At 56.3% G+C, this 21,797-nt stretch carries 21 protein-coding genes; 14 read left to right on the forward strand and 7 right to left on the reverse strand.

Features of this window, described 5'->3' with window-relative positions:
• Positions 1-29 precede the first annotated feature (29 nt).
• Genes EYC82_RS02665 through EYC82_RS02680 form a run of 4 tightly spaced genes read left to right on the forward strand, consistent with a single transcriptional unit; the run spans position 30 to position 4,209 of the window.
• Positions 30-1,907, forward strand: coding sequence for a transglycosylase SLT domain-containing protein (locus tag EYC82_RS02665; RefSeq protein WP_279248011.1), 1,878 nt, complete (start codon positions 30-32; stop codon positions 1,905-1,907).
• A gap of 28 nt (positions 1,908-1,935) precedes the next feature.
• Positions 1,936-2,892, forward strand: coding sequence for an arsenosugar biosynthesis radical SAM (seleno)protein ArsS (gene arsS, locus EYC82_RS02670; protein ID WP_279248012.1), 957 nt, complete (start codon positions 1,936-1,938; stop codon positions 2,890-2,892).
• A complete protein-coding gene (locus EYC82_RS02675) occupies positions 2,889-3,569 on the forward strand; it encodes a TIGR04283 family arsenosugar biosynthesis glycosyltransferase (protein WP_279248013.1) in 681 nt (226 codons plus the stop codon). The genes arsS and EYC82_RS02675 overlap by 4 nt, the downstream gene beginning before the upstream one ends.
• Positions 3,559-4,209, forward strand: coding sequence for a TIGR04282 family arsenosugar biosynthesis glycosyltransferase (locus tag EYC82_RS02680; protein ID WP_279248014.1), 651 nt, complete (start codon positions 3,559-3,561; stop codon positions 4,207-4,209). The genes EYC82_RS02675 and EYC82_RS02680 overlap by 11 nt, the downstream gene beginning before the upstream one ends.
• A 44-nt stretch (positions 4,210-4,253) precedes the next feature.
• On the opposite strand, the gene EYC82_RS02685 is transcribed toward EYC82_RS02680, so the two are convergent.
• A complete protein-coding gene (locus EYC82_RS02685; RefSeq protein WP_279248015.1) occupies positions 4,254-4,643 on the reverse strand; it encodes a hypothetical protein in 390 nt (129 codons plus the stop codon).
• Positions 4,644-4,973: 330 nt separating this feature from the next.
• Positions 4,974-5,339, reverse strand: a complete 366-nt coding sequence (locus EYC82_RS02690) for a translation initiation factor Sui1 (protein WP_279248016.1) — start codon at positions 5,337-5,339, stop codon at positions 4,974-4,976.
• Positions 5,340-5,425: 86 nt separating this feature from the next.
• Between EYC82_RS02690 and EYC82_RS02695 the strand changes: the two genes are divergently transcribed.
• The 5 genes from EYC82_RS02695 to EYC82_RS02715 all read left to right on the forward strand — a co-directional run bounded on the left by EYC82_RS02695 (position 5,426) and on the right by EYC82_RS02715 (position 11,683).
• Positions 5,426-5,650: a SlyX family protein gene (locus EYC82_RS02695; protein WP_279248017.1), complete on the forward strand. Its 225-nt coding sequence runs from the start codon at positions 5,426-5,428 to the stop codon at positions 5,648-5,650.
• A gap of 87 nt (positions 5,651-5,737) precedes the next feature.
• Positions 5,738-6,973, forward strand: a complete 1,236-nt coding sequence (locus EYC82_RS02700) for an acyl-CoA dehydrogenase family protein (protein WP_279248018.1) — start codon at positions 5,738-5,740, stop codon at positions 6,971-6,973.
• Positions 6,974-6,985: 12 nt separating this feature from the next.
• Positions 6,986-8,113, forward strand: a complete 1,128-nt coding sequence (locus EYC82_RS02705) for an acyl-CoA dehydrogenase family protein (protein ID WP_279248019.1) — start codon at positions 6,986-6,988, stop codon at positions 8,111-8,113.
• Positions 8,114-8,192: 79 nt separating this feature from the next.
• Complete coding sequence (locus EYC82_RS02710) at positions 8,193-9,902, forward strand: amidohydrolase (RefSeq protein WP_279248020.1); 1,710 nt, start codon at positions 8,193-8,195, stop codon at positions 9,900-9,902.
• A gap of 185 nt (positions 9,903-10,087) precedes the next feature.
• Positions 10,088-11,683 carry a hypothetical protein gene (locus EYC82_RS02715; protein ID WP_279248021.1) on the forward strand — a complete coding sequence of 532 codons (1,596 nt, stop codon included), beginning with the start codon at positions 10,088-10,090 and terminating at the stop codon, positions 11,681-11,683.
• Between the two features lie 9 nt (positions 11,684-11,692).
• On the opposite strand, the gene EYC82_RS02720 is transcribed toward EYC82_RS02715, so the two are convergent.
• The 4 genes from EYC82_RS02720 to EYC82_RS02735 all read right to left on the reverse strand — a co-directional run bounded on the left by EYC82_RS02720 (position 11,693) and on the right by EYC82_RS02735 (position 15,317).
• Positions 11,693-12,844, reverse strand: coding sequence for an epoxide hydrolase family protein (locus tag EYC82_RS02720; RefSeq protein ID WP_279248022.1), 1,152 nt, complete (start codon positions 12,842-12,844; stop codon positions 11,693-11,695).
• A 55-nt stretch (positions 12,845-12,899) separates the two neighbouring features.
• Positions 12,900-13,232: a hypothetical protein gene (locus EYC82_RS02725; protein WP_279248023.1), complete on the reverse strand. Its 333-nt coding sequence runs from the start codon at positions 13,230-13,232 to the stop codon at positions 12,900-12,902.
• Between the two features lie 155 nt (positions 13,233-13,387).
• Complete coding sequence (locus EYC82_RS02730) at positions 13,388-14,374, reverse strand: M61 family metallopeptidase (RefSeq protein ID WP_279248024.1); 987 nt, start codon at positions 14,372-14,374, stop codon at positions 13,388-13,390.
• Positions 14,361-15,317, reverse strand: a complete 957-nt coding sequence (locus EYC82_RS02735; protein WP_279248025.1) for an MBL fold metallo-hydrolase — start codon at positions 15,315-15,317, stop codon at positions 14,361-14,363. Before EYC82_RS02735 ends, EYC82_RS02730 begins: the two co-directional genes overlap by 14 nt.
• Before the next feature lie 136 nt (positions 15,318-15,453).
• Here EYC82_RS02735 and EYC82_RS02740 point away from each other — a divergent pair, with 136 nt between their 5' ends.
• The 4 genes from EYC82_RS02740 to EYC82_RS02755 all read left to right on the forward strand — a co-directional run bounded on the left by EYC82_RS02740 (position 15,454) and on the right by EYC82_RS02755 (position 19,213).
• On the forward strand, positions 15,454-16,209 hold the full coding sequence (locus EYC82_RS02740; RefSeq protein ID WP_279248026.1) for a lysophospholipid acyltransferase family protein: 756 nt from the start codon (positions 15,454-15,456) through the stop codon (positions 16,207-16,209).
• Positions 16,210-16,212: 3 nt separating this feature from the next.
• Positions 16,213-16,470, forward strand: coding sequence for a hypothetical protein (locus tag EYC82_RS02745; protein WP_279248027.1), 258 nt, complete (start codon positions 16,213-16,215; stop codon positions 16,468-16,470).
• Positions 16,471-16,584: 114 nt separating this feature from the next.
• Entirely contained in the window at positions 16,585-17,769 is a 1,185-nt protein-coding gene (locus EYC82_RS02750; RefSeq protein WP_279248028.1) for an acetyl-CoA C-acetyltransferase, read from the forward strand.
• A 442-nt stretch (positions 17,770-18,211) separates the two neighbouring features.
• A complete protein-coding gene (locus tag EYC82_RS02755) occupies positions 18,212-19,213 on the forward strand; it encodes a metal-dependent hydrolase (RefSeq protein WP_279248029.1) in 1,002 nt (333 codons plus the stop codon).
• A 16-nt stretch (positions 19,214-19,229) separates the two neighbouring features.
• Here the strand turns inward: EYC82_RS02755 and EYC82_RS02760 are convergent, their stop codons facing one another.
• Positions 19,230-20,408: a pyridoxal-phosphate-dependent aminotransferase family protein gene (locus tag EYC82_RS02760; protein WP_279248030.1), complete on the reverse strand. Its 1,179-nt coding sequence runs from the start codon at positions 20,406-20,408 to the stop codon at positions 19,230-19,232.
• Between the two features lie 199 nt (positions 20,409-20,607).
• Here EYC82_RS02760 and EYC82_RS02765 point away from each other — a divergent pair, with 199 nt between their 5' ends.
• On the forward strand, positions 20,608-21,747 hold the full coding sequence (locus EYC82_RS02765) for a YidC/Oxa1 family membrane protein insertase (protein WP_279248031.1): 1,140 nt from the start codon (positions 20,608-20,610) through the stop codon (positions 21,745-21,747).
• The last annotated feature ends 50 nt before the right edge of the window (positions 21,748-21,797 follow it).

The following is a 21,797-nucleotide window of genomic DNA, read 5'->3' on the forward strand; positions in this document are numbered from 1 at the left end:
GCCACAGCCTGTCTCTCCTTGCAGTCCTTATGGCTGTGATGCCCCTGACTGGTCAGGCTGCACCCGATGATCAGGCGCGTCGGGACTATGCCATGGCAGTGCAGGCGATGGCATTAGGCGATTGGCAGGCTGTTTCGCAACTGCGGGCTGGCCTGAATGATTACCCCCTCGCGCTGTATCTCGATTATTACCGCCTGACCCAAGGCCCTGACGCGGTGTCAGCGGCGCAGGCCCTCGCGTTTATTGAGTCGAGTGCGGGAACGCCTCTCGCAAACCGTTTTTTGGGTAAATACCTGAGCAGCGCGGGACAGAACAAGCGCTGGCAGGATCTGCTCGCAGTCAAAGCAGAGGAGCCCAACAGTGTAGAGCTCAAGTGCTATTACTATCGCGCGCATCTGGCGCGTGGTAGTCGCGATATTGCCCTGGAGGGGGCAGGGCGCCTCTGGGTGCACGGCAAGTCCAGGCCAACGTCTTGCGACCCACTTTTTGATGCGTGGATGGCGGCAGGCGGACTGACGGATGATATTGTCTGGACGCGACTCCTGAATGCTTTCGATGCGAGGCAGCCCTCTTTGATGCGCTATGTCGGCCGTAAGGCGAGCTCTGCTCTCACGCCCTGGTCAAATACGTTGATTGATGTGTACGGCGATCCTGAATCTGTTGCGCGCCAAAATCTACCGGCAGGAGATCCCCGGTCTGCTGACATCGCGGCGCGCGGACTGGCGTATCTTGCTCGATACAGTCCGCCCAAGGCGCAGGCTCACTGGGCAACTCTGCAAAAGCGTTTGTCTTTCAGTCCCGAACAGGTGCGTGCAGTCGAGTATGCCATTGCTCGCCAGAGCTTATTCGCGCGCGTTGGTCAGGATGATAACTGGCTTGAAGCCGCTCTAGCGCGACTCGAGGACGACACCCTTGTCGGCATCCGGCTTCGCCAGGCGCTTGCGGAGCAGGATTGGGATGCGCTATCGCGCTATCTCGCACTGCTGTCCGCGGGTGCCATGGAGGAAAATGTATGGCGTTACTGGCGTGCGGTATCTCAGGAGCGTGCTGGGGAAAAAGCTGCAGCAGAAGCGATTTACGAACAGCTTGCCGGAGAGCGCGACTATTACGGCTTTTTGGCGGCGGACCGTCTCAAGCGGCCCTACGCCTTCAAGCACGAACGCCCTCAGATGGCACTCGATTCTTCTTCGGTTACGTTGCCGGCCATCGCGAGAATCGAAGAACTCAAGTTCCACGGTGATGACGCGCTAGCGCATTCTGAGTGGTACACATTGTTGCAGCAGACAACTGAAGAAGCGCTGCTCACCGACCTGATGCTGCTCGCCGCTCGCAACGGCTGGGACCGTATGGCGATTGATGCTGCGACACAGGCGCAGGCATGGGACGCACTTAACCAGCGCTTTCCAACAGCATACAGCGATATCTTCGAGCGTCACGCGGCCACGCAGAATGTCTCCGGCACAGAGTTGATGTCTATCGCTCGCCGCGAAAGTGCGTTTTATCCGAAGGCGCGGTCACCGGTGGGTGCACGTGGCCTGATGCAGATCATGCCTGCTACAGGCAAAGCCGTTGCATCGTCTCTGGGTGTATCACATACGACTGCCCGGCTGTTTGATGTTGAGCATAACGTGAGGCTGGGTAGTGCGTATTACCGCCAGTTGCTGGATCGCTTTGGCGGCAATCGAGTGTTTGCGTTGGCCGGGTATAACGCGGGGCCTCACAGGGTCGATCGGTGGCGCCGTGAGTCGGCGGACACATTACCAGTCACTCAGTGGATCGAAACGATTCCGTACCGCGAAACGCGTAACTATGTGCAGGCGGTACTCGCGTACAATGTGGTGTTCCAGTATCTGCTGGGCAATACTCAAAATCTGTTTACTGTCGAGGAGCAGCGCGACCGCTACTAGCGAGTCAACGTCCGGTCGCCCACTTATAATGCAAGACAGCCGCCCCCTACTGTTACAAAGCGATTTTCCACCCATATCACGGGCGAAACTGGATACCCTGCAGGTAAACCTGGGTTATCTGTGCAATCTGTCATGCCTGCATTGTCATGTTAATGCAGGTCCTCAGCGCACCGAGCTAATGGACAGGGCAACAGTCGACAGTGTGCTTGGCTTGCTTGAGAGGGCAGGGCTGGACACGTTGGACCTGACCGGCGGCGCGCCGGAGTTGAATCCTCATTTTCGCTATTTGGTCACAGGGGCAAGAGCGTTAGGTGTGCGCGTTATCGATCGCTGTAATCTGACGATACTGCAGGAGCCGGGACAGGAAGAGCTGGCGGAGTTCCTGGCAGAAAACGAGGTGGAGGTTACCGCCTCCTTACCCTGTTACAGCGAGGACAACGTCAGCGCGCAACGCGGTAAGGGGGTTTATCAACGCAGCATCGAGGCATTACGCTGTTTGAACCAATTAGGTTACGGTGAGACACGGGTGTTGAACCTGGTGTATAACCCGATTGGCCCGGTTTTGCCGCCACCGCAGCAGATTCTTGAGGATGATTATCGACGCGAGCTAGGCGAGCGATTTGGTATTCGTTTTACCCGCCTGCTGACCCTCACAAACATGCCGATCAGTCGCTTTGGCGCAGTCTTGATGGCGCAGCAGCAATTCACGTCATACATGCAATTATTGCGAGACAATTTCAGTGAGGACAATCTGCACACTTTGATGTGCCGGCGAATGCTAAGCGTCGACTGGCGCGGTTATCTTTACGATTGCGATTTTAACCAGATGCTGGACATGCCTTTATTGGCGAGTGACAAGTGGCGGCATATCGACGATTTGCTGGTGGGTGAAGCACTGGAGGAGACGGCGATCGCCATTGGTGAGCACTGCTATGGCTGCGCAGCGGGTCAGGGAAGCAGCTGCGGAGGCGCACTGGGCGTATGAGTGAGCCGTGGGTGACCTTCGTCATTCCGGTGTTGAATGAGGCGGCCCGGATAGGTGTTCTCCTGCGCGATCTGCGGCAGCGTTATCCCGGTTGCCAGTTGATTGTCGTTGATGGTGGGAGTTCAGACGGGAGCGTGAAGGCGGCTCTGCCACTGTGTGATCAATTACTGCTGGCAGAGCGGGGTCGCGCCCGCCAAATGAATCTGGGAGGGCAGGCGGCGGCTGCGCCTTACGTGGCATTTCTCCATGCCGACAGCTCGCCAACGGTGTCACTCGATGTTTTGCGGGCTTGTTTGAAGTCATCCCCTTGTTGGGGTTTTTGCCATGTTAGGCTTGATGGCAACGGCCGGGCAATGCGGATCATCGAATGGTGTATGAACGGACGCTCCCGCTTGACCTCCGTGGCGACGGGGGATCAAATGTTGATGGTCCGCAACGCCGTCTTTCGGGCTACCGGTGGTTTCGCCGACCTGCCTCTCATGGAAGATGTGGAGTATTGTAAACGCCTGCGAAGGCTGGCTTCCCCTGTGATCGTCGCCGCACCCGTGATGACGTCCAGTCGCCGTTGGAAGCAGGGGGGTACCGCGGCCACGGTGGTGCGCATGTGGTTGTTAAGACTGGCCTATTGGCTAGGTGTGTCGCCCGAGACTTTGTCGCGTTTCTATTATGAACGCTGATTTGGCCTCGCCGCGGGTTTGCCTTATCCAATTTTCCCGGGAGCCGGTGCCGGGCCGGGTTAAGACTCGGTTACTGCCTTATCTGTCACCGCAGCAGGCCTGTGACCTTCACTGTGAGCTCACTCAATGGACCGCCACGCAACTTGTGAATAGCGACCTGGGCGAGGTGGAGCTTTGCGTGGCCGGAGGCCTTGATTTCCCCCTGTTCCATAGCTGTCGTCAACTGGGCGTATCCCGGCTGTCGCGGCAGCATGGGAAAGACCTGGGAGAGAGAATGTTCCACGCGCTCTGTGGACGACTCGCGCATTTCGACTGCGTGATCCTTGTGGGTAGCGACTGTCCGTCGATCGATGGTGATTACCTGCGTCAGGCGGTTGTCGCTCTGGAGGAGGCGCCCGTAGTGCTGGGCCCCGCGCTCGACGGGGGCTACGTGTTGATCGGCGCGAGATGTGTTCGAGAGACGATGTTCCAGGATATACCCTGGGGAACCGAGCGGGTGCTCGCCTGTACGCGAGCCGCACTGGATCGCGCAGGGGTACCGTTTACAGAACTACCGGCGCTTGCCGATATCGATCGGCCAGAAGATATGCACTTGTGGCAGTCAATCCGGCAGGGGGTAGGCGCACACATATCGAAATGATGGGGGGCGCAGAGGGATGGAGCTGGCGCCGCCCCGATGCAGTCTTATGCCTGCGCCATTTCGTCAGCAGCCGATGTCTCGGTGAATCCACCCGCGCGCTGTTGCATCAACCAGGCAATCGCTGTGCAGTAGCTGAGATTGGTTTGTAGCTCGCTGTCCGGGTTGGTCAGAAATGCCCGCTGGCTTGCCAGTCCCCTCACCCTTGCCGCGAACTCCGGGTTAAATGCGAGGTAGCGATCCCACAGGTCGCGGTGTTGGGCTGCAGTAATGCGATAAAGCCCCAAGCTGTCCTGCCGCGAGCAAAACAGTCCCACGTCGGGTGGGTTGAGAGCGGTATCCACAAGAAACGCTTCTGCGGCGGGAGTCCAGGCGCCCATATACTCAAGGGTGGGTCTGATGACCTGATCTCTCAGGTGTTCTGCGGTCACGTGCATATCCTACTTCCTCGCAGGGATGACTCATCCGTCAGAGACTGCTGTGCAGTGTTATTGTTCTTTGTGGTCAGGTTATCGAGAGGCGTCTAGTGGAGATGTACCCCTGTTCGCGTCTGTTCCGTGCTCACAGTGTAATTTTTAACACAGATAAAAATTAAATCCAATAAAAATAATAGGTTGTAGGTGAATATTCACAGTAATTTTGGGAAGTGCGCCTAACTGACCGGCGACGCGGTCTGTTCGAGGGCTAATGAGTACGCGGTGAGGCGGAGAATATCTAAAAAAATAGGCTAACATAGCCGATAAAGACGCTAAGTCCGCCTAAATCGACTAGCCCCCCGACAGTCTTACCGTGTATCCGCGGTTTTCCAGTTCCTGCTTTAATAAATCTCGGCGGTCGCCTTGGATTTCGACCGTATCGCCCTTCAATGCGCCACCCGTGCCGCATTTTTTTTTCAACTCGCTGGCCAGCGCCTGCAGTTCTGCCCCTGCAAGGGGCAAGCCCTTGATCAGGGTGACAACCTTGCCTCCCCGTCCTTTGCTTTCGCGCTGCAGGCGCACAATGCCATCGCCCGTTGCGGCGGGTCGACTATTACCGCAGACGCATCCAGCGACAGGTCGTTGACATTGTGGGCAGAGGCGACCGGCCTCTGTTGAATAGACCAGGCGACTATTCGATTTTTTTTGTTTGCTCATGGCGTAAGTCGTGTATTTAAGGAACGTGGGCAGTATATTAGTCCGTCGCCTGAGAGCAAACCGGAAAAACCGGAGATAACGCAGTTATGTCGGAAAAGAAGGAGAGCCTGGAGCAACAGGTTATTGACCTCCAGAGTCAGTTGGCGTTTCAGGAAGATACCATTCGCGATCTGGATGTTGCGCTGGCAGAGCAACAGCGCGATATTCTCCTGTTGCGCCGTCAGTTGGAGTTGCTGCAACAGCGTCAGGAAGAGCAGGCGATGCAGGTCACCACGGAGAATTCCGTTCAGGAAAAGCCGCCACACTATTGAGTAGTTGGCGATCAAAATAGAGACAACGCGGTAACCAGAACGGGGCCTGGGTTAGGGCAGTCCCATCACTAAAGCAGGGGAGTAACAATGACAGAGAGTGCCCACCAGGATACACCGGAACAGGTCGAGTTTCGCGAACATTGCCGCACTTGGCTGGCCGCCAATAAACCCGGGGAGCCCGGTGTGCGACTGCCCCTTTCGCCGCTGGAAATCATGACGCAGGAACAACTCGATTACCTGCAGGCGTGGCAGAAAGCGGCGTACGATGCGGGCATGATTGGCTGTGATTACCCTGTGACAGTGGGAGGTGGTAGTCGTTCCGATTGTCAGCGTATCGCCAACGAAGAAATGAAGGGAGCGCGCACGCCTTTCCTGCCGAACGTTATCGGCCTGGGCATGGCTGCGCCGACCGTTTTTTACCATGCCCAGGACGAGTTGAAAGAGCGACTTCTGCCACGTTTATTTTCCGGTGAAGATATCTGGTGCCAGGGTTTCAGTGAGCCCGGAGCGGGCTCCGACCTCGCCAGTGTTCAGACCTTTGCAGAACGCAAGGGCGACAAGTGGTTAATCAATGGGCATAAAGTCTGGACCTCGCTGGCGCACTTCGCGGAGTGGATGATCCTGTTACTGCGCACCGATCGCTCACACAAGTACGACGGACTGTCCTATTTCGTAGTGCCAATCCGTTCTGCACTGGGCAACGGTGTTACGGTGCGTCCGCTGATCAAGATGACCGGTGAAACCGGCTTCAACGAAGTGATTTTTGAAGACCTGGAGGTCGACGACAGCTACCGTCTGGACGAACTAGGCAAGGGCTGGCAGGTTGCTATGACGACCCTGCTGCACGAGCGCGGAGCAGGCGACCTGAAGACGCCGTCTGCGGGAGGTATGAAGAGCAAGACAACCCACTCTACAACGACAAGCAGCCTTATCGATCTGGCGCGCAACACGATGCGCAATGGCAGGCCTGCGTTGGAGGATCCTCTGCTGCGGGACCAGATTATGCAGCTGATTATCCGCGAGGCGGGATTGGGGATTAATCAGCGTCGAGCCCGGGTGGCGGGCCTGCAGGATCACCCCTCGCGCTTGCTGTTGCAAAACAAACTGCTCGCCAGTGAAATCGCGCAGGATATCGGCGCCTTGGCGCTAGAGATTGCCGGCGCCAGCGCATCGCTGTACCTGGGCGATAGCAACGCTCCCGCGGGCGGACAGTGGCCGCTTTCTTACATGAATTCATACGGCATGACCATTGCTGCAGGTACCAGTGAAGTGCAGCGCAACATACTGGGTGAGCGAGTGCTCGGCCTGGCTAAATCGAAGTAGGAGGAGAGCAGCATGACACAGCCCGATAATTTTGGTTTTGAAGAGGAAGCGGCTCTCCTGAAAGATTCTGCGCGAAAATTTTTTGCGGACAACTTCACCACAGACAAGCTGCATACGATGGTAGCGGCCGATTTCGAACCGGAGCGCATGAGTGGTTGCCACTGGGACGCAGCCTTGTGGCAACAACTGGTGGAGCTGGGCTGGGCCGCTGTAGCGGTGCCGGAATCCGCGGGTGGCCTGGGTATGCCGTTGTCTGCCGTAGCCGGGCTGGTTGAAGAGGTGGGTCGCGCTGCATTTCCTTGCCCGCTTCTGGCGACACTCAACGCGGTCTACGTATTAGCGGCGATCGGCGCTGATGCAGAGACGGCGCTGACTGAAATCGCGGAGGGGCGCACCGCCAGCTTGGCCACGATCAATCGTGATGGCGCGTGGGATGCGGCTCTAACCGAAGTAGTCTGCGACGCTGGTACGCTGAGTGGTACGGCGTGGTTTGTACAGGACGCCCGCAAGGTTGATCGTCTGCTGGTTGCAGCGCGGAACGGAGAGCGAATCGCTCTGTACTGGGTGCCGATTGATGCGCCTGGGGTTACCGTGCAACCTGACGCTATCGTAGATTTGACTCGTGATCAGGCGCACATTGCTTTTGACAGCGTGGCAGCAGAGCCTGTCTGTGCCGACGGCCTGCCGGCATTGCAGCAGGCTATGCCAGCAGTGTGGACATTATTGGCGGCAGACATCACCGGTGCCGCCGAATGGCAGTTGCAGACAACGGTAGATTACGCCAACGCGCGGCAACAGTTTGACCACTCCCTGGGCTTTTTTCAGGCGGTTAAGCACCCCTTGGTCGACGTGATGATACATATCGATCAGTCGAAGTCGCTGGTTTATAACGCCGCGTGCGCTTTTGATTTTGAGCCGGATGAGGCCGCGCGATTTGCGCATATGGCGAAAGCATCGGCGAGTGATCTGGCGGCTTTTGCGTCCGGGCGCGCGGTGCAATTTCACGGGGGTATCGGCTTTACCTGGGAGTGCTTTTTGCACCTGTATTTCAAGCGCCAGACACACAGTCAGATGTTATGGGGGGATGGCCCCTGGCATCGGGCAAGGATGGCGGACATAGTCCTCGGTAAGGTGGCATGAGCCAGGTATCTACGTAACACCAGTCAGGGCGCCGGTCCCTGCACTTAATTGACGATTGGTTGAAACAGGCGACCTTGCGATGAACTGGAAATCTCTTGTTTTCACAGTGCTTTTGCTACTGGCGGGTGTGGCAGTGTTGTTCGTTGTAGCTTTGCGCGGCCCGGCGCCCCCAGCGCATCGAGTGTACGTTAATGGCAGCGTACTGGTGATGGACGAGGCAGGTACAGTAGCGCAGGCCCTGTCCACGCGTGGTGAGCGCATCGACGAGGTCGGCAGCACCGAAAAGATCATGGCGTCGGTCAACCAAGATACTGAGGTTGTCGACTTGCATGGCCGCACGCTATTGCCAGGTTTTATCGATGCTCACGGCCATTTCCCGGGATCGGGTTTACGTGTGATGTCCACGGATTTGAACAGCCCACCCATTGGCGACAAGCAAGCAATGGCTGATGTGTTCGCCGCGATCAGCGCACGAGCCGAAGTGACGGACCACGGCGAATGGGTTACCGGGTTTGGCTACGATGACACCTTGCTCGTGGAAAAGCGCCATCCTACACGCGCGGAGCTTGATGCAATATCTACAGATCATCCTATTGCGCTGCTGCATGTGTCCGGCCATATGTTGGTAGCCAATAGTGCGGCCCTGGAAATCGTTGGTATCGATGCGAGTACGCCTGATCCACAGGGGGGTGTGATTGGGCGCCGCAATGGTTCGAGGGAGCCTAATGGCTTGCTGGAAGAAAACGCGCGGATGACGCTGCTGGATCAGATGCAGAGCACCAGTGTCTTTGATGCCTATCGGCTGTTCAAATTCGCCGCCGACGAATACTCCAGCATGGGTGTTACCACCGCTCAGTCAGGGGGTGTGGGGCCTGCATTGGTCTCAGGCCTTTACTGGTTCAGTCGGCTCGGTGTGGTGCCACAGCGGCTAGTGCTGTTTCCCTGGGAGAGGGATTACGGAAAGGATCTGTTGAATGGCGACTATGATCCCGCCGCTTACACCACTGACAGGGTTTACATGGGGCCGGTTAAGCTCGTAGCCGACGGCAGCATACAGGGGTACACCGGTTATCTGAGTGAACCGTATTTTAAGCCGTATCACGGTGACGAGGATTACCGCGGTTACCCCTCCATTGCCCGGGAGGAACTGTTTGAGCAGGTCGCGGCACTGCACAAAGCGGGTTATCAGCTCGCTATTCACGGCAATGGCGATGCGTCTATTGAAGACATCCTGGATGCGTTTGAGGCGGCGCAGGCGTCCTACCCTCGCCAAGACCCGCGCATGATTCTTATCCACGGGCAGATGGCCCGGGAGGACCAGGTAGCGCGGATGGCGTCGCTGGGCGTTACGCCGAGTTTTTTTACTGCTCATACCTGGTACTGGGGTGATCGGCACAGGGATATCTTCATGGGGCCGCAGCGGGCGCAAAACATCAGTCCTTCTCGCTGGGCGCAGCAATACGGCGTGCGGTTTTCGTCACATCTCGACACGCCAGTGACCCCCATGCAACCCCTGCAGGCGGTTTGGAGTATGGTTTATCGCCAGACGGTTGGCGGCGACGTGTTAGGCCCGGACCAGCGCATCGATCTTATGAGTGCACTGAGGGCGGTGACTATCGATGCAGCCTGGCAAGTATTCCAGGACGATAACCGGGGTTCGCTGGAGCCCGGTAAGCTGGCCGATCTGGTGGTCCTGTCTGGTGATCTGCTGCGGGACCCCTTGGCTATGCGAGCGTTGCAGGTCGACCTGACTGTAATAGGCGGGGCAATAATTTATGAGCGCCGTTAGACAGGCGGTCCTGACTGGTCGTTTTTCAACCACTACGCCCCGCGCGGATGTTTTTTGCATGACCTGATCGGGTGAGTTGCCTTCACTGAGATAGACACGGCGGGGTCATTCAGATATAAATACGCGAACGGCTTAAGTGTTTTCGAACTTACGTTGTTTTCTGACATGAAAGCAGACCGTACCTTATGCATCGCTATACAATCGATAATGCCGTAACGTATTCGCAAGACGACTTGGCCCTCTTCAGGGAGTCGCCTTTTGCGACGTGGATGGAGCGTCTGACCCTCGAAAATCCAGATCACGGTATTCTTCCTGATCGCGGCGCGATCTGGCCGCCCCAGCCCCAGTCACCCCATGCCAACATAGCCGAAACGCTGCGCGCCGAGGGGCGACGTGTCATCGAAATCGATTGTGATACCGATGAGACAGAGCGCCGCGCTGCGACCATCGCCGCGATGAAGGCAGGCGCAGATTTTATTGTGGACGGGCAGTTGGCTGACGGCAATTTCTCTGACCGGCTCGATCTTTTGATGAAAACCAGCGGATACTCCCAGCTGGGCGATTTCCTCTATATTCCCTGCGAGACGCGCTCTGGAGAGATGTCGAGGCTGACCTACCGTCTGGCATTTTTCGCTGAACTTCTTTACCTCATGCAGGGACAGCTTCCTCCCCAGATGCTGATTATTCGTGACAATGCCGATGTGCTCTCCCTGGAAGCTGAGGATCACATCCACTATTACCGGGCAGTATCGAGTCGATTTGTGGCAGCAATGACCGCGTTCCGCAAACACCGTATGCCCAATCCGACTGAGTCTTGCCACTTTGGTCGCTGGGCAGAATGTGCGAGCGAGGTGCTGAAGCAGCGTGCCGGCCGGGATGATTCCCTACCGGAAGAGGTTGCGGAGGAAAATATCCAGAGCGAGGCGCTGGAGATGCAACTCATGCAGGTTGCCGCCGGGGGGGAGCAAGCCTTTGAGAGCAGCGCGCCCGTATCAAAATCAAGCACAAACCCCATTGGAAGAGACGTTCAGCCGGCCTACACGCTGGTCGAACAAGCTCGGCAGCTGGATCCAGAACATTTCAAACCGGGTATGGCTCCGGGTCGTGCGCCCAACCTTGCGGCATTTCCGCTGAAGTCCCGGGTCGAGGAGCAGGAGCGTGCGCACGTGGCGCCTGAACGGGCACCGACCCCGCCCTACGCAGCGCTGGAAAACCTGGAATTTATTGGGCGTGGTGGTACGAGGCAGGAGATCGCTCGAACGGCTGATCCGGCGACGCCGTCTGATCCTGCTGTCGACAGCGGGATGCACGATTCACTGGCACACCCGGAGAGGGATCAGGGAGACGAGGTGGAGTCTGTGGAGATACCGCCGGCCAGCCTTGGTGATTTATCTCCGCTCACTGCAGCGCACAGCGAGTGCGATTTTCCCTCGTCGGACGACGCATCAGAGACGCCCTTGTTTCTGCCGCCAGATACGGTTCCTGTAGAAGAGTTGGCGGGCGCAGCGCCGGGCCGGGAGCCATCACTGACCAGTCGTCCGGCGTTCGCGCCACACCCTATGGTGGATTCCGACAGCGCACCCTCACCAGCGCTAGCGCCAACTCGTCCGTCGCAGGAGCACGTGTCGGAGCCGGGTAGCAGCGATGACGACGAGCGGCAGCCTCAAGGCGCCAACAGTCGTCGCTCTGAGCGCAGGCTTACTGCTGAGAGCGCGTCTCAGCGCAGGGCCGACGAGCCAGCTTTTGATAATAGGTTGAAAACCAGCGAAGATTTCGACTAAGCAGCACACCTAGCGCAATGTTTGAAAACAGGCCCGAACTTCTGCTACGAAAGCCTCCGGCTGTTCCAGTGCTGCGAAGTGACCGCCCTTGTCCAGTTCATTCCAATGGATTAACTGGGTAAAGCGCTTTTCAGCCCAGCGTCGGCTGCAACGAAAAATTTCTTTCGGAAAAATAGAGCAACCCACCGGCATGTGGATGGGCTCCATACTGGCGTTGTTAAAACTTTCCCAGTACAGGCGAGCGGAACTGGCACCGGCATTGTTCAACCAGTACATCATTACGTTATCGAGCAACTCGTCCCGATTCAGGACGTTTTCCGGATGTCGTGTGCCATTGTTTTCACAGTCGGTCCACATGTAAAATTTTTCTACCACCCAGGCCATTTGTGCCACAGGCGAGTCTGCCAGACCGTAGCCCAACGTTTGGGGGTAGGTGGACTGCTGCTTGGAATAGCCCGAGCCGGTTTCTATATAGGCTGACATATCTTCCAGCGCTTTTTGTTCGGCGGCGCTCAGGCTGCTCATTGTGTCGTTGTCCGGTGCGACGATGGGCATATTGACATGAATAGCGGCGCAGTGATCCGTTTCGGTGATGCCCATGCTCTGAGTAATAATGCTCCCCCAGTCTCCGCCCTGTGCTACGTAACGGGCATAACCCAGTCGACTCATAAGTTGCCCCCACATCCGCCCAATTTTCTCGACGCTGGTTCCTGTTTCTGTCGGTTTGCCGGAAAAACCATAGCCCGGCAGGCACGGCGCTACGACGTGAAAAGCGCTTTCAGCGCTGCCGCCGTGTTGTGTAGGATCTGTTAACGCGTCGATTACTTTATGAAACTCAACGATTGACCCCGGCCATCCGTGGGAGATGATCAGGGGCAGGGCGTCCTCATGGGGGCTGCGCTGGTGAATAAAGTGAATATCGATGCCATCGATCTTGGTCATGAACTGTGACCATCTGTTGAGCTTGTTCTCGAAGCGCCGCCAATCATAGGTGTGTGCCCAGTAATCGGCCAGTTCGCGAGTATATTCGAGTGGCATTCCCTGTGCCCAACCCGTGCAGGGTTCCTTGTCGGACCAGCGCGTCTGTTGTAATCGTTGCCTCAAGTCGTCGAGTTCAGTCTGGGGTATGTCTACCACAAAGGGGGTGACGTCAGTGTTCACGTTGTAACTCCATTGCAATCGGTGTGAAGCCATGTTCTGGCGAGGTGTACATAGATTAGTCGTCGGACCAGATGCGACGCAGCGGCTCTCCGAAGTCGTCGTAGATTACCTTGCGTCGCGGTCCCCGGGTTTTACCTTTGATGGTGGACCTGCGGCGATACTTCGACTTGCGTCTCTCCTCGATCGCGGCGACTACCTCTGGAACGAGCGTGCGGGTGGCCTTGGGCTCGACAAACAGCCGGCGGTTTAGGAATATTGATGAGTCGCCCGGATCTTGGCCGGATACTCCTCGGGGAATCTCGTCTACATTCCCTCCCTTCGCAATGAACCGTTCGGTTTCCTCGCGGAGTTTGTCTCTAATGTCAGCTTTGGATTCTGGTTTCTTCAAGACCATTTGGCTCGCACGACTGCCTTCACACAGGCCCGAGTATAACCATGTGTGGGAAAAGTTAAAGCCGAGGAAAAATCAATCAGGCTGCCAGTTTAGCATGCTGTCATCTTTAGTCGTCGCGCAAACCGTTTAACGGGGGGCAAAAGGTTACGTCACTCACTAAGGTTTGGCAGATACGTAATTTGCTGTCGCAACGCCGCACCGGGTCCTGATGTATCCAGTTGTACCTTGCCCTCGATAACGTTGATGCCCAGGTAGGTAAAAATAGACTCGAACCCAGGTACGCGTGTTGATTGGCGTGCCTGATTAAATAAAGTTCCGAACAGTGCCACCCCGTTTAGTTCGTCGAGTTTGCGCGCTATTTCAATGGCGGACAACGAGTCGTCAGCGCAGCAGTTGTTAAGTTTTTGAAGCGCTGTGTCCAGGGAGATCGATTTTTCAGACTGGCGTCGCAGCAACACATCGATAGTGAGGAAGTACCACGCTCCACTCCAGTAGACCCGCATGTATCCTCCATTGACGCGCATTGTGTTGCTAACCTGTTCGAGGCTTTGTCCGTCGAATTCAGTGTCTGCACGCCCGCGCGAGAAGCCATCATAAATACTCTGCCAGGCTTCCTCCTCGCTAAGCACGCCGTTTCTTGCCTGCATGAGATTTTGGTAGTAAGAGGCGAGTCCCTCGCTGAACCAGCTATCCCCCCAACCCTGATAGGGAATCAGTAGGTGGGCGAGTTCATGGTAGCCTGTCCATGCGTGTTTGAGTTGTTCCAGACTCGCCCGGGGCGCAATGAAAAAATCGACTCGATCCACAGTGTTGCGATGAATTTGCGCCCAGGGAATTGGGTCGTCTCCCGCCGCGGCGGCAGGGGTGATCGCTATTTCCCACTGATGGCGTGGCCAGTGCCCAAAAACATTGGCCAGTGCGTCGGAAATATAGGCGACCCAGTCGGTCAGCCGCTCATGTTCGCTGGTGTCGAAGTCAACTCCAATGATCACCTCTAACGTACGACCATCCCGTACCAGTAATTTGCGCACGGGCTCGTCGCTCAAACTGGCCATGGACTGCAGTAGTAGTAATAGGCACAGCAACCGGCGCCAGGCGGGGAGAAAGACGTGCCCGACCCTGTCAGGAGTGCGCATCGAACCCCGCCAGTTCGGCCATTCGTGCCATCAGGTCCAATACGTCGGTGCGAGTATCCTCCCCGGCAAACTCTCGATACAGGCTGTCCACATTAACGGCTATTCGTTCCGGGTCTGACCAAGCAGAATACTCGTTTAGCTCAATATCTTTGGCGGCTTCCTGGGCACCCATACCCTCGTCATAGCGGATTCGGGCCTGATCATGAACGAATTGAAGATACTGCCGTACTTTTACTACGCCGTGTTTGTCCGTGATTGGGCCGTGTCCCGGCACGATGAGGTCAGTATTCATATCCTCTATCAGTTGGCACGCTTTTATCCAGTTGCTAACGGGGCCCTGCCAGATGATCGGCGTGCTTTCTATAAATAGGATGTCGCCGGTAAAAACCACGCTATCTCCGGGAACGTGCACAAGCACATCGCCCCGCGTATGCGCCGGGCCTACTTCAATCAGCTTTACCGACTTGTCACCTACGCGCAGGTCTAATTCGCCGTCAAATGTGCGTGTTGGGGGGGTAAATGGGATACCGTCGAAATTGAATTCGCCAAAACAATGCTGAAAGTATTTTCCTAGGGCGCCAAATTCGCCGGACTGAGCCATTAGTTCGGCCATGGTTTCTGGCGTCAGTTCAGTCATTTCCAGAGCTGAGGCGGTGGACGCAATTATTTCTGCACCACTTACCAGTGCATTGCCATGACAATGATCTCCGTTGGCGTGGGTATTGATCAGTGTGTCAACGTGCTTTGCAAGGGGTTCCGCATCTTGCATTTTTTTCAGCATTTCGCTGGTGAGCGCCAGATCGAAGAGTGTATCGACAAGCATCGATTCTTCGCCATCAACGATCAGGCCGGCATTACTCCAACCCCAGCCGCCCCCGGGGGCAAGCCACGCCCAGGCGCCGTTGGCGAGGGGATGAAGACCAGGTTGTTGGCTCGAAGCCATAGAAGTGCAATCCTTGCAAGCCAGTTGGTTTCCTCGCGGTCCATTATAGCCACAATAGTGGTATTAACGGAAAGTGGGTTTTCGTCGAGGCTGACAATCTGGTTTAATGCTCCCGACCCCCAGTTGGAACCCGTGCATGAATGTCTTGAGATCAATTATCGTTTTTATCTGGATGGTGATTTCCGTGATACCGATCGGGTCGGCGCTTCTGTTGAGCTCACTGTTTCTCGATGACAAGAAACTCTGGTGGTGGTTTGCCGTACCATACCTGAGGGGAGTGGTAGAGGTGGCGCGGATAGTCGGCGGTGTGCGCTACAGAGTGCATGGCGCGGAAAATCTGCCGTCTGCGCAAGACAATCGCCGTGTCATTCTTTGTCCCAAACATCAGTCCACCTGGGAAACGTTTTTCTTTCCAAGCTATACGTCTCACCCGCTGGCGTATGTGTTCAAGCAGGAACTACTGCGGATACCAATTTTTGGTTGGTGCATGGGCCGCCTGAAAATGATTCATATCGATCGAGCAGCGCGTGCGAACGCATGGAACAAGGTTGCGGAGCAGGGGTTGGAGCTTATGGACAGGGGTAAGTGGGTTATCATGTTTCCTGAAGGCACGCGGAGTGAGCGGGGCGAGAAAGGCAGTTATAAAACCGGCGCCTCGCGCTTGGCAGTGGCCACAGGAGCGTATATCGTACCCATCGCCGTGACATCTGCACGATGTTGGCCGCGTCGATCTTTTTCATTTATTCCCGGTGTGGTCGATGTGTCCATTGGCCAGCCCTTGTCATCTGTGGGTAGAGAGCAGGTTGAGTTAATGGCCGAGGTGGAGCGCTGGATTGAGTCGGAGATGCATCGACTCGACCCCGGTGCCTATAATAATGGTTTTAAGGAGTAAAATATGTCACCAATCAAGATAGTAAGTTTACTGATCTACCTCGTGCTCGCCGTTCTTGCGCTCACGCAGGGAGACACCTCTATGGGTGCCTGGTCTTTGCGGATACTCTATATATTGGCTGCAGTGCATCTGGTTGAGGTCGTCGTGTTTTTCCGTTTATGCCAGTCGGCCGGAGGGTCGCTGCCCGTGCATTTGCTGAACGTATTTCTGTTCGGAATTATCCATGCGAATGAGATCAAGTCACGGCAGGGGACTGCTTAAGACGGCAGTCTTGTTGAGTGACGCGGCGAGGTGATGCGGTTGTGTATGGTAAAAATTAGGGTCCCGCTAGTTGGGGTCCAGACGGTGATATTACTACGAAAAGGAGGTTAAACGATGCTAGATGCTTATATTGTGGGTGCGGTGCGCACTGCGGGTGGTCGCAAGAACGGCCGCTTGTCGAAGGTTCATCCGATCGATCTGGGTGCTGAAGTCGTCGACGCCCTGGTTGAAAGGACAGGGGTTGCGGTCGATGAAGTCGACGATGTGATCTTCGGTTGTGTGTCTCAGGTGGGTGCCCAGTCAAGCAATATAGCCCGTAATGTCTGTATCTCTTCGGTGCTCGGTGAGGGCGTGCCGGGCACGACCGTTGATCGCCAGTGTGGCTCAGGCCAACAGGCAATGCATTTCGCCGCGCAGGCTGTGTTATCCGGCACCCAGGACCTTGTGATCGCGGGAGGGGTCGAAAGTATGAGTCAGGTGCCGATTGGCGCCAATATCGTCGACGGTTACAAGATGGAGCACGGACTCCCTTATGGAAAGAAAATCTCCGAGCGCTACCCTGGCGTGCAGTTCAACCAGTTTGCCGGCGCCGAGATGTTAGCCAAGAAATACGAATTAACTTCTGATGAGCTGAACGAATTCGCTCTGGATTCGCACGTCAAGGCAAAGCGGGCGGTAGAAGAGGGTCGTTTCGACAGGGAGATTGTTGCAGTAGAGGTGGAGCTTGAAGACGGTTCACTGGAGCAGCACATAACCGATGAGGGCATTCGTATGGATGCTACGCTAGGCGCTATCGCGGGACTGGAGCCGATGCAGGAGGGTGGTGTGCTCACGGCAGCTAATGCGTCCCAGATTTGTGATGGTGGCTCGGCCGTGATGATCGCTAACGGGGCCACCTGCAAACGTCTCGGCCTGAAGCCGATGGCTCGCATCGTGGCGATGAGTGTCATCGGTTCCGATCCGGTGATTATGCTGGAAGGCCCCATCCCTGCTACTGAAAAAGTCCTTGAGCGTGCGGGTATGACGCTTGAGGATATCGACCTGTTCGAGGTGAACGAGGCCTTTGGCTCGGTTCCCCTTTCGTGGGTGAAAGCATTGGGTGCGGACATAGATAAGCTCAATGTCAATGGAGGTGCGCAGGCTCTCGGTCATCCTTTGGGCGGAACTGGCGCGAAGCTCATGACGACGCTTGTGCATGAGTTGCACCGCACAGGAAAGCGCTATGGTCTCTTGGCGATTTGCGAAGGCGGTGGCACAGCCAATGGCACCATTGTCGAGCGTGTGGACGAGGTTGCCTGATAGCGCGCGGCCGCGGCTTGGCTTTTGCTGGCCCGGCGTCAGTCGGAAGGGGAGCTTGTCTCCCCTTTTTTCGCGCATGTAAATGCAGTTTTTGTCAGTCGATAGCCAGGGTGGCGCTGCGCAGCGTGGCGGATATTGCAATGGTAAAAGAGACGATAGTTGATGCTACTGATGGCGGCCTCTGAGCAGGTGCTGTGTTAGAGGGGAGTGCGATTCCCGCTGTTGAACTCTTTGCAGAACGGGTAGTTGAGTTGTCCTGCCGCGCCGACACCGGAGTGGCTCAGACGTTATTTAAGATGGAAAAATTAAGGGCGGTAAAAGCTACCCATACGGCGAGCAGGAGTGTTGATACCATGCATCACAGGCAGGCCTCACCGGTTGATAGCTGCGGCAAGGCGTCATACCGGTATGTCGGCATAACGCCTCTGCAGAGGGGTGTTTAATGGATCCTTTGTCGCAAGGGGCGCTGGGAGCTGCATTTCCCCAGGCGCTAAGCAACAGGCGCTACGCTGGCAGCGCTGCCCTTTTGGGTTTTCTCGCGGGAATGGCGCCCGACCTGGATGTACTAATCCGGTCCAGCAGCGATCCCATGCTTTTTTTAGAATATCATCGTCAGTTTAGTCACTCGCTAATCTTCATTCCCGTGGGCGGCTTGTTGTGTGCGTTGGTACTGCATGCCCTGATTGGTCGCCGGCGGGGCCTGGCTTTCCCGCAAACTTTGTTGTTTTGCACGCTGGGCTATGCCACGCACGCGCTGCTGGACGCCTGCACCACCTACGGTACCATGCTGTTTTGGCCATTCAGTGACAGGCGGGTAGCGTGGAATACCGTCTCAATCATCGATCCGCTGTTCACTTTGCCCCTGTTGGCCGCCGTAATCTTCGCCGCGAGGCGCAGCAGACCCATGTATACCCGTATCGCGCTTTGTTGGGCGTTGTCATACCTGGCGCTGGGCGTGTGGCAGCGCAACGAGGCGGTGGACATGGGCCGCGCACTGGCGGCTGCTCGCGGGCATGTGCCCCTGCGCCTGGAGGCCAAGCCGAGTTTCGGAAATGTGCTGGTGTGGAAGGTCGTGTACGAGACCGATGACCGTTTTTATGTAGATGCGGTGCGCGCGAGCCTGTCTCCTCGCGTATTTCCTGGCGAATCGGTACAGAAATTGGATATAGATCGAGATTTGCCCTGGTTGGGACAGGGGTCTCAGCAGGCGCAGGATATCGAGCGTTTTCGGTGGTTTAGCAATGGGTATATCGCGAGAGATCCGGTCTATGCTAACCGTATTATTGACGTGCGTTACTCGATGATTCCCAACGAAGTCGCTCCTCTGTGGAGTATCGAATTGCGGCGCGACGTTTCAGACGGGACCCACGCGAATTACCTGGTGCACAGGGAGTCGGAGGGCGCGCCCGTCGAGCGCCTGTGGAACATGCTTACGGGCGATTAGCGGAGCGTGGCTGTCATTACTGGCCCAGTGCGGCTCTGGCCGCGGGAAGTGCCTGGCCTGCGCAGATGGGGGCTCCCTGGCTCTGCAGCACAGCTTCCAGCGCCTGCAGGCAGTACAGAACATTGCGCTCGTTGCTCGCAAAGCCCATTAGGCCGATACGCCACGTCTTGCCTGCCAGTGCGCCCAATCCTGCGCCGATTTCCAGGTCGAATTCGTTGAGCAACGCGCTGCGCAGTGCGGCATCATCGACTCCCTGTGGAATGGTCACTGAATTTAACTGTGGCAGCCGGTGTGCTGCGTCTACTGCCATTGCAAGACCCATGGCCTCCAGTCCGGCTACCAGTGCCTGATGGTTGTGTAGATGTCGAGCGTGTGAAGCCTCTAAGCCTTCTTCCTGCAGTATGAGAAGCGCCTCGTGCAAAGCGTACAAGTCGTTAACTGGCGCGGTATGGTGGTAGGCCCTTTTACCATCTCCGCCCCAGTATTCCATTACAAGCTGCATATCGAGGAACCAACTTTGCACCTTGTGCGTTCGTTGGTTAATACGCGCTACAGCCCGTTCACTAAATGTGACAGGAGAGATACCAGGAACACAGGAGAGGCATTTTTGCGTGCCGGAATACACTGCATCGGCCTGCCAGCGATCTACGGCAACCTCGATACCGGCCAGCGAAGTGACCGTATCGACAATCGACAGCGCTCCATGGCGTGTGGCGAGCTCGCATAACGCGGCGGCATCGCTGCTGGCGCCCGTCGAGGTTTCGGCATGCACAAACGCTAAAATAGACGCCTCGGGATGCGCGATAAAGGCCGACTCGACTTTCGCTGGATCGACAGATCTTCCCCATTCGTCCTGAACCATAACAGCGGTCCCGCCACAGCGCTCAACATTTTCTTTCATGCGTCCGCCGAAAACACCATTTTGGCAGACGATGACAGTGTCCCCAGGGGACACAAGGTTGGCGAAACAGGCTTCCATGCCAGCCGACCCGGGCGCAGAAATGGGCAGGGTCAACGGGTTCTTCGTCTGAAAGGCATACTGCAAAAGAGCCTTGATTTCATCCATCAGTTGAAGGAAGAGAGGATCCAGATGCCCAATGGTTGGTCGCGAAAGGGCGCCTAACACTCTGGCTGATACATCGGACGGTCCGGGCCCCATCAAGGTGCGTAGTGGAGGATAAAAACTGGAAGGCATGGTAGATCAGGCTCCGCTGCTTTACAAAAAGAGGCGCAACGGTAGCAGATTTTCACGCCGACCTTAAGGCGCTATTGAGCAGCCTGCGTGATTTGCCGCGAATTTAGCCTCTTGCTGTGGAGAATAGAGGCGAAGAATTGATAACATCGTCATCTCGCTATCGATGATCGAGGGCACAGCGTGTCCCGGGGGCATACTTATGAACGCGTTTACTGCAGTGCGCCTGCTTATTCTGGTGTGCATTGCGCTTATCCCCGGCCACGCTCTGGCAATGAACGCGACGCAAGCCGAACTCGCTGAGTTTAACAAAACGGGCGACTTTGATCGGGTCAGAACGTTGGTTCAGGAGTCCAGGCCTTTTTATGGCATGGCCAGCTACTACAACAGCATTGCCTTTTATCTTGTGGATATTGATGGCGTGGTCGCTCAGAGCCCGGGTGAAGATGTGCAGCTGGTACAAGGGCAGTGGTTCGCCGCCATGGGCCGTTTTGACACTCTCCTGGTGAGTGGCCCCGGCCTTTCGCTTACAGTGAGTGAGAATACATTCATCACCACGGCTTTTCCCCGCGGTGGCGTGCAGGCAGAGCTGGTTCGCAATGATCGTCTGAGCAGTCAGTATGGCCTGCCACTGGAGGAGTTGCGTTATGCCCACCTGTGGCGGCCCGTTGGTTGGCTGGCAGGGGTGGTGGAATCGTCATTGGTGGCCTTGCAACAGGCTGGGAGCATGAGCTGGGGTCTGGCGATTATTTGTTTCACCGTTGCTTTGAAAGTGCTGTTGGTGCCGCTGGGAGTGGTCACGGTGCGGATGCAGCGCAAGGTAAGCGAGGTGCAACTGGAGTTGGCTCCGCAGTTGGCGAGCATCAAGGCTCAATATGACGGTGAGGAAGCGCATAATCGCATTATGGCTGCGCACAAATCACTGGGCGTGAGTCCGTTTTTCGTCTTGAAGCCCATGCTGGGTATGCTGCTGCAGATACCGATCTGGATTGCCGTGTTTAATGCCCTCGGTGAGATGCCGCAACTGCAGAACTCAGGCTTTCTCTGGATTGAGAGCCTCGCCTACCCGGATTCAATCGCGCGACTCCCCTTTGTGATCCCGCTGTTGGGCGACAGTGTCAGCCTCTTGCCTTGGTTGATGAGCGGCGTAACGTTGCTCTCGGCTCTGTTGTTTCAGGATAGACTTGCGCCGGCAGACGAGCTCAGAAAACAAAAACGCAATCTTTACTTTATAGCGCTGGCGTTCTTTTTACTCTTTTATCCCTTCCCCGCGGCAATGGTGCTTTATTGGACGCTCTCTAACGCCCTGCAGATTGTGCAGCAGCACTTTATTCGAGTCTAGCTTCTGCACATACGCAATCGTTACTGTTTTATGCCTTCGTCAAGGTGCGT

The organism is Candidatus Marimicrobium litorale (assembly GCF_026262645.1).
Lineage (GTDB): Bacteria > Pseudomonadota > Gammaproteobacteria > Pseudomonadales > Halieaceae > Marimicrobium > Marimicrobium litorale.

What these genes read in the sequence shown, in the direction of transcription:
- EYC82_RS02665 (WP_279248011.1), top strand. Translation starts at nt 30, where the DNA reads ATGGCTGTGATGCCCCTGACTGGTCAGGCTGCACCCGATGATCAGGCG.
- arsS (WP_279248012.1), top strand. Translation starts at nt 1,936, where the DNA reads ATGCAAGACAGCCGCCCCCTACTGTTACAAAGCGATTTTCCACCCATA.
- EYC82_RS02675 (WP_279248013.1), top strand. Translation starts at nt 2,889, where the DNA reads ATGAGTGAGCCGTGGGTGACCTTCGTCATTCCGGTGTTGAATGAGGCG.
- EYC82_RS02680 (WP_279248014.1), top strand. Translation starts at nt 3,559, where the DNA reads ATGAACGCTGATTTGGCCTCGCCGCGGGTTTGCCTTATCCAATTTTCC.
- EYC82_RS02685 (WP_279248015.1), bottom strand. Translation starts at nt 4,643, where the DNA reads ATGCACGTGACCGCAGAACACCTGAGAGATCAGGTCATCAGACCCACC.
- EYC82_RS02690 (WP_279248016.1), bottom strand. Translation starts at nt 5,339, where the DNA reads ATGAGCAAACAAAAAAAATCGAATAGTCGCCTGGTCTATTCAACAGAG.
- EYC82_RS02695 (WP_279248017.1), top strand. Translation starts at nt 5,426, where the DNA reads ATGTCGGAAAAGAAGGAGAGCCTGGAGCAACAGGTTATTGACCTCCAG.
- EYC82_RS02700 (WP_279248018.1), top strand. Translation starts at nt 5,738, where the DNA reads ATGACAGAGAGTGCCCACCAGGATACACCGGAACAGGTCGAGTTTCGC.
- EYC82_RS02705 (WP_279248019.1), top strand. Translation starts at nt 6,986, where the DNA reads ATGACACAGCCCGATAATTTTGGTTTTGAAGAGGAAGCGGCTCTCCTG.
- EYC82_RS02710 (WP_279248020.1), top strand. Translation starts at nt 8,193, where the DNA reads ATGAACTGGAAATCTCTTGTTTTCACAGTGCTTTTGCTACTGGCGGGT.
- EYC82_RS02715 (WP_279248021.1), top strand. Translation starts at nt 10,088, where the DNA reads ATGCATCGCTATACAATCGATAATGCCGTAACGTATTCGCAAGACGAC.
- EYC82_RS02730 (WP_279248024.1), bottom strand. Translation starts at nt 14,374, where the DNA reads ATGCGCACTCCTGACAGGGTCGGGCACGTCTTTCTCCCCGCCTGGCGC.
- EYC82_RS02735 (WP_279248025.1), bottom strand. Translation starts at nt 15,317, where the DNA reads ATGGCTTCGAGCCAACAACCTGGTCTTCATCCCCTCGCCAACGGCGCC.
- EYC82_RS02740 (WP_279248026.1), top strand. Translation starts at nt 15,454, where the DNA reads ATGAATGTCTTGAGATCAATTATCGTTTTTATCTGGATGGTGATTTCC.
- EYC82_RS02745 (WP_279248027.1), top strand. Translation starts at nt 16,213, where the DNA reads ATGTCACCAATCAAGATAGTAAGTTTACTGATCTACCTCGTGCTCGCC.
- EYC82_RS02750 (WP_279248028.1), top strand. Translation starts at nt 16,585, where the DNA reads ATGCTAGATGCTTATATTGTGGGTGCGGTGCGCACTGCGGGTGGTCGC.
- EYC82_RS02755 (WP_279248029.1), top strand. Translation starts at nt 18,212, where the DNA reads ATGGATCCTTTGTCGCAAGGGGCGCTGGGAGCTGCATTTCCCCAGGCG.
- EYC82_RS02760 (WP_279248030.1), bottom strand. Translation starts at nt 20,408, where the DNA reads ATGCCTTCCAGTTTTTATCCTCCACTACGCACCTTGATGGGGCCCGGA.
- EYC82_RS02765 (WP_279248031.1), top strand. Translation starts at nt 20,608, where the DNA reads ATGAACGCGTTTACTGCAGTGCGCCTGCTTATTCTGGTGTGCATTGCG.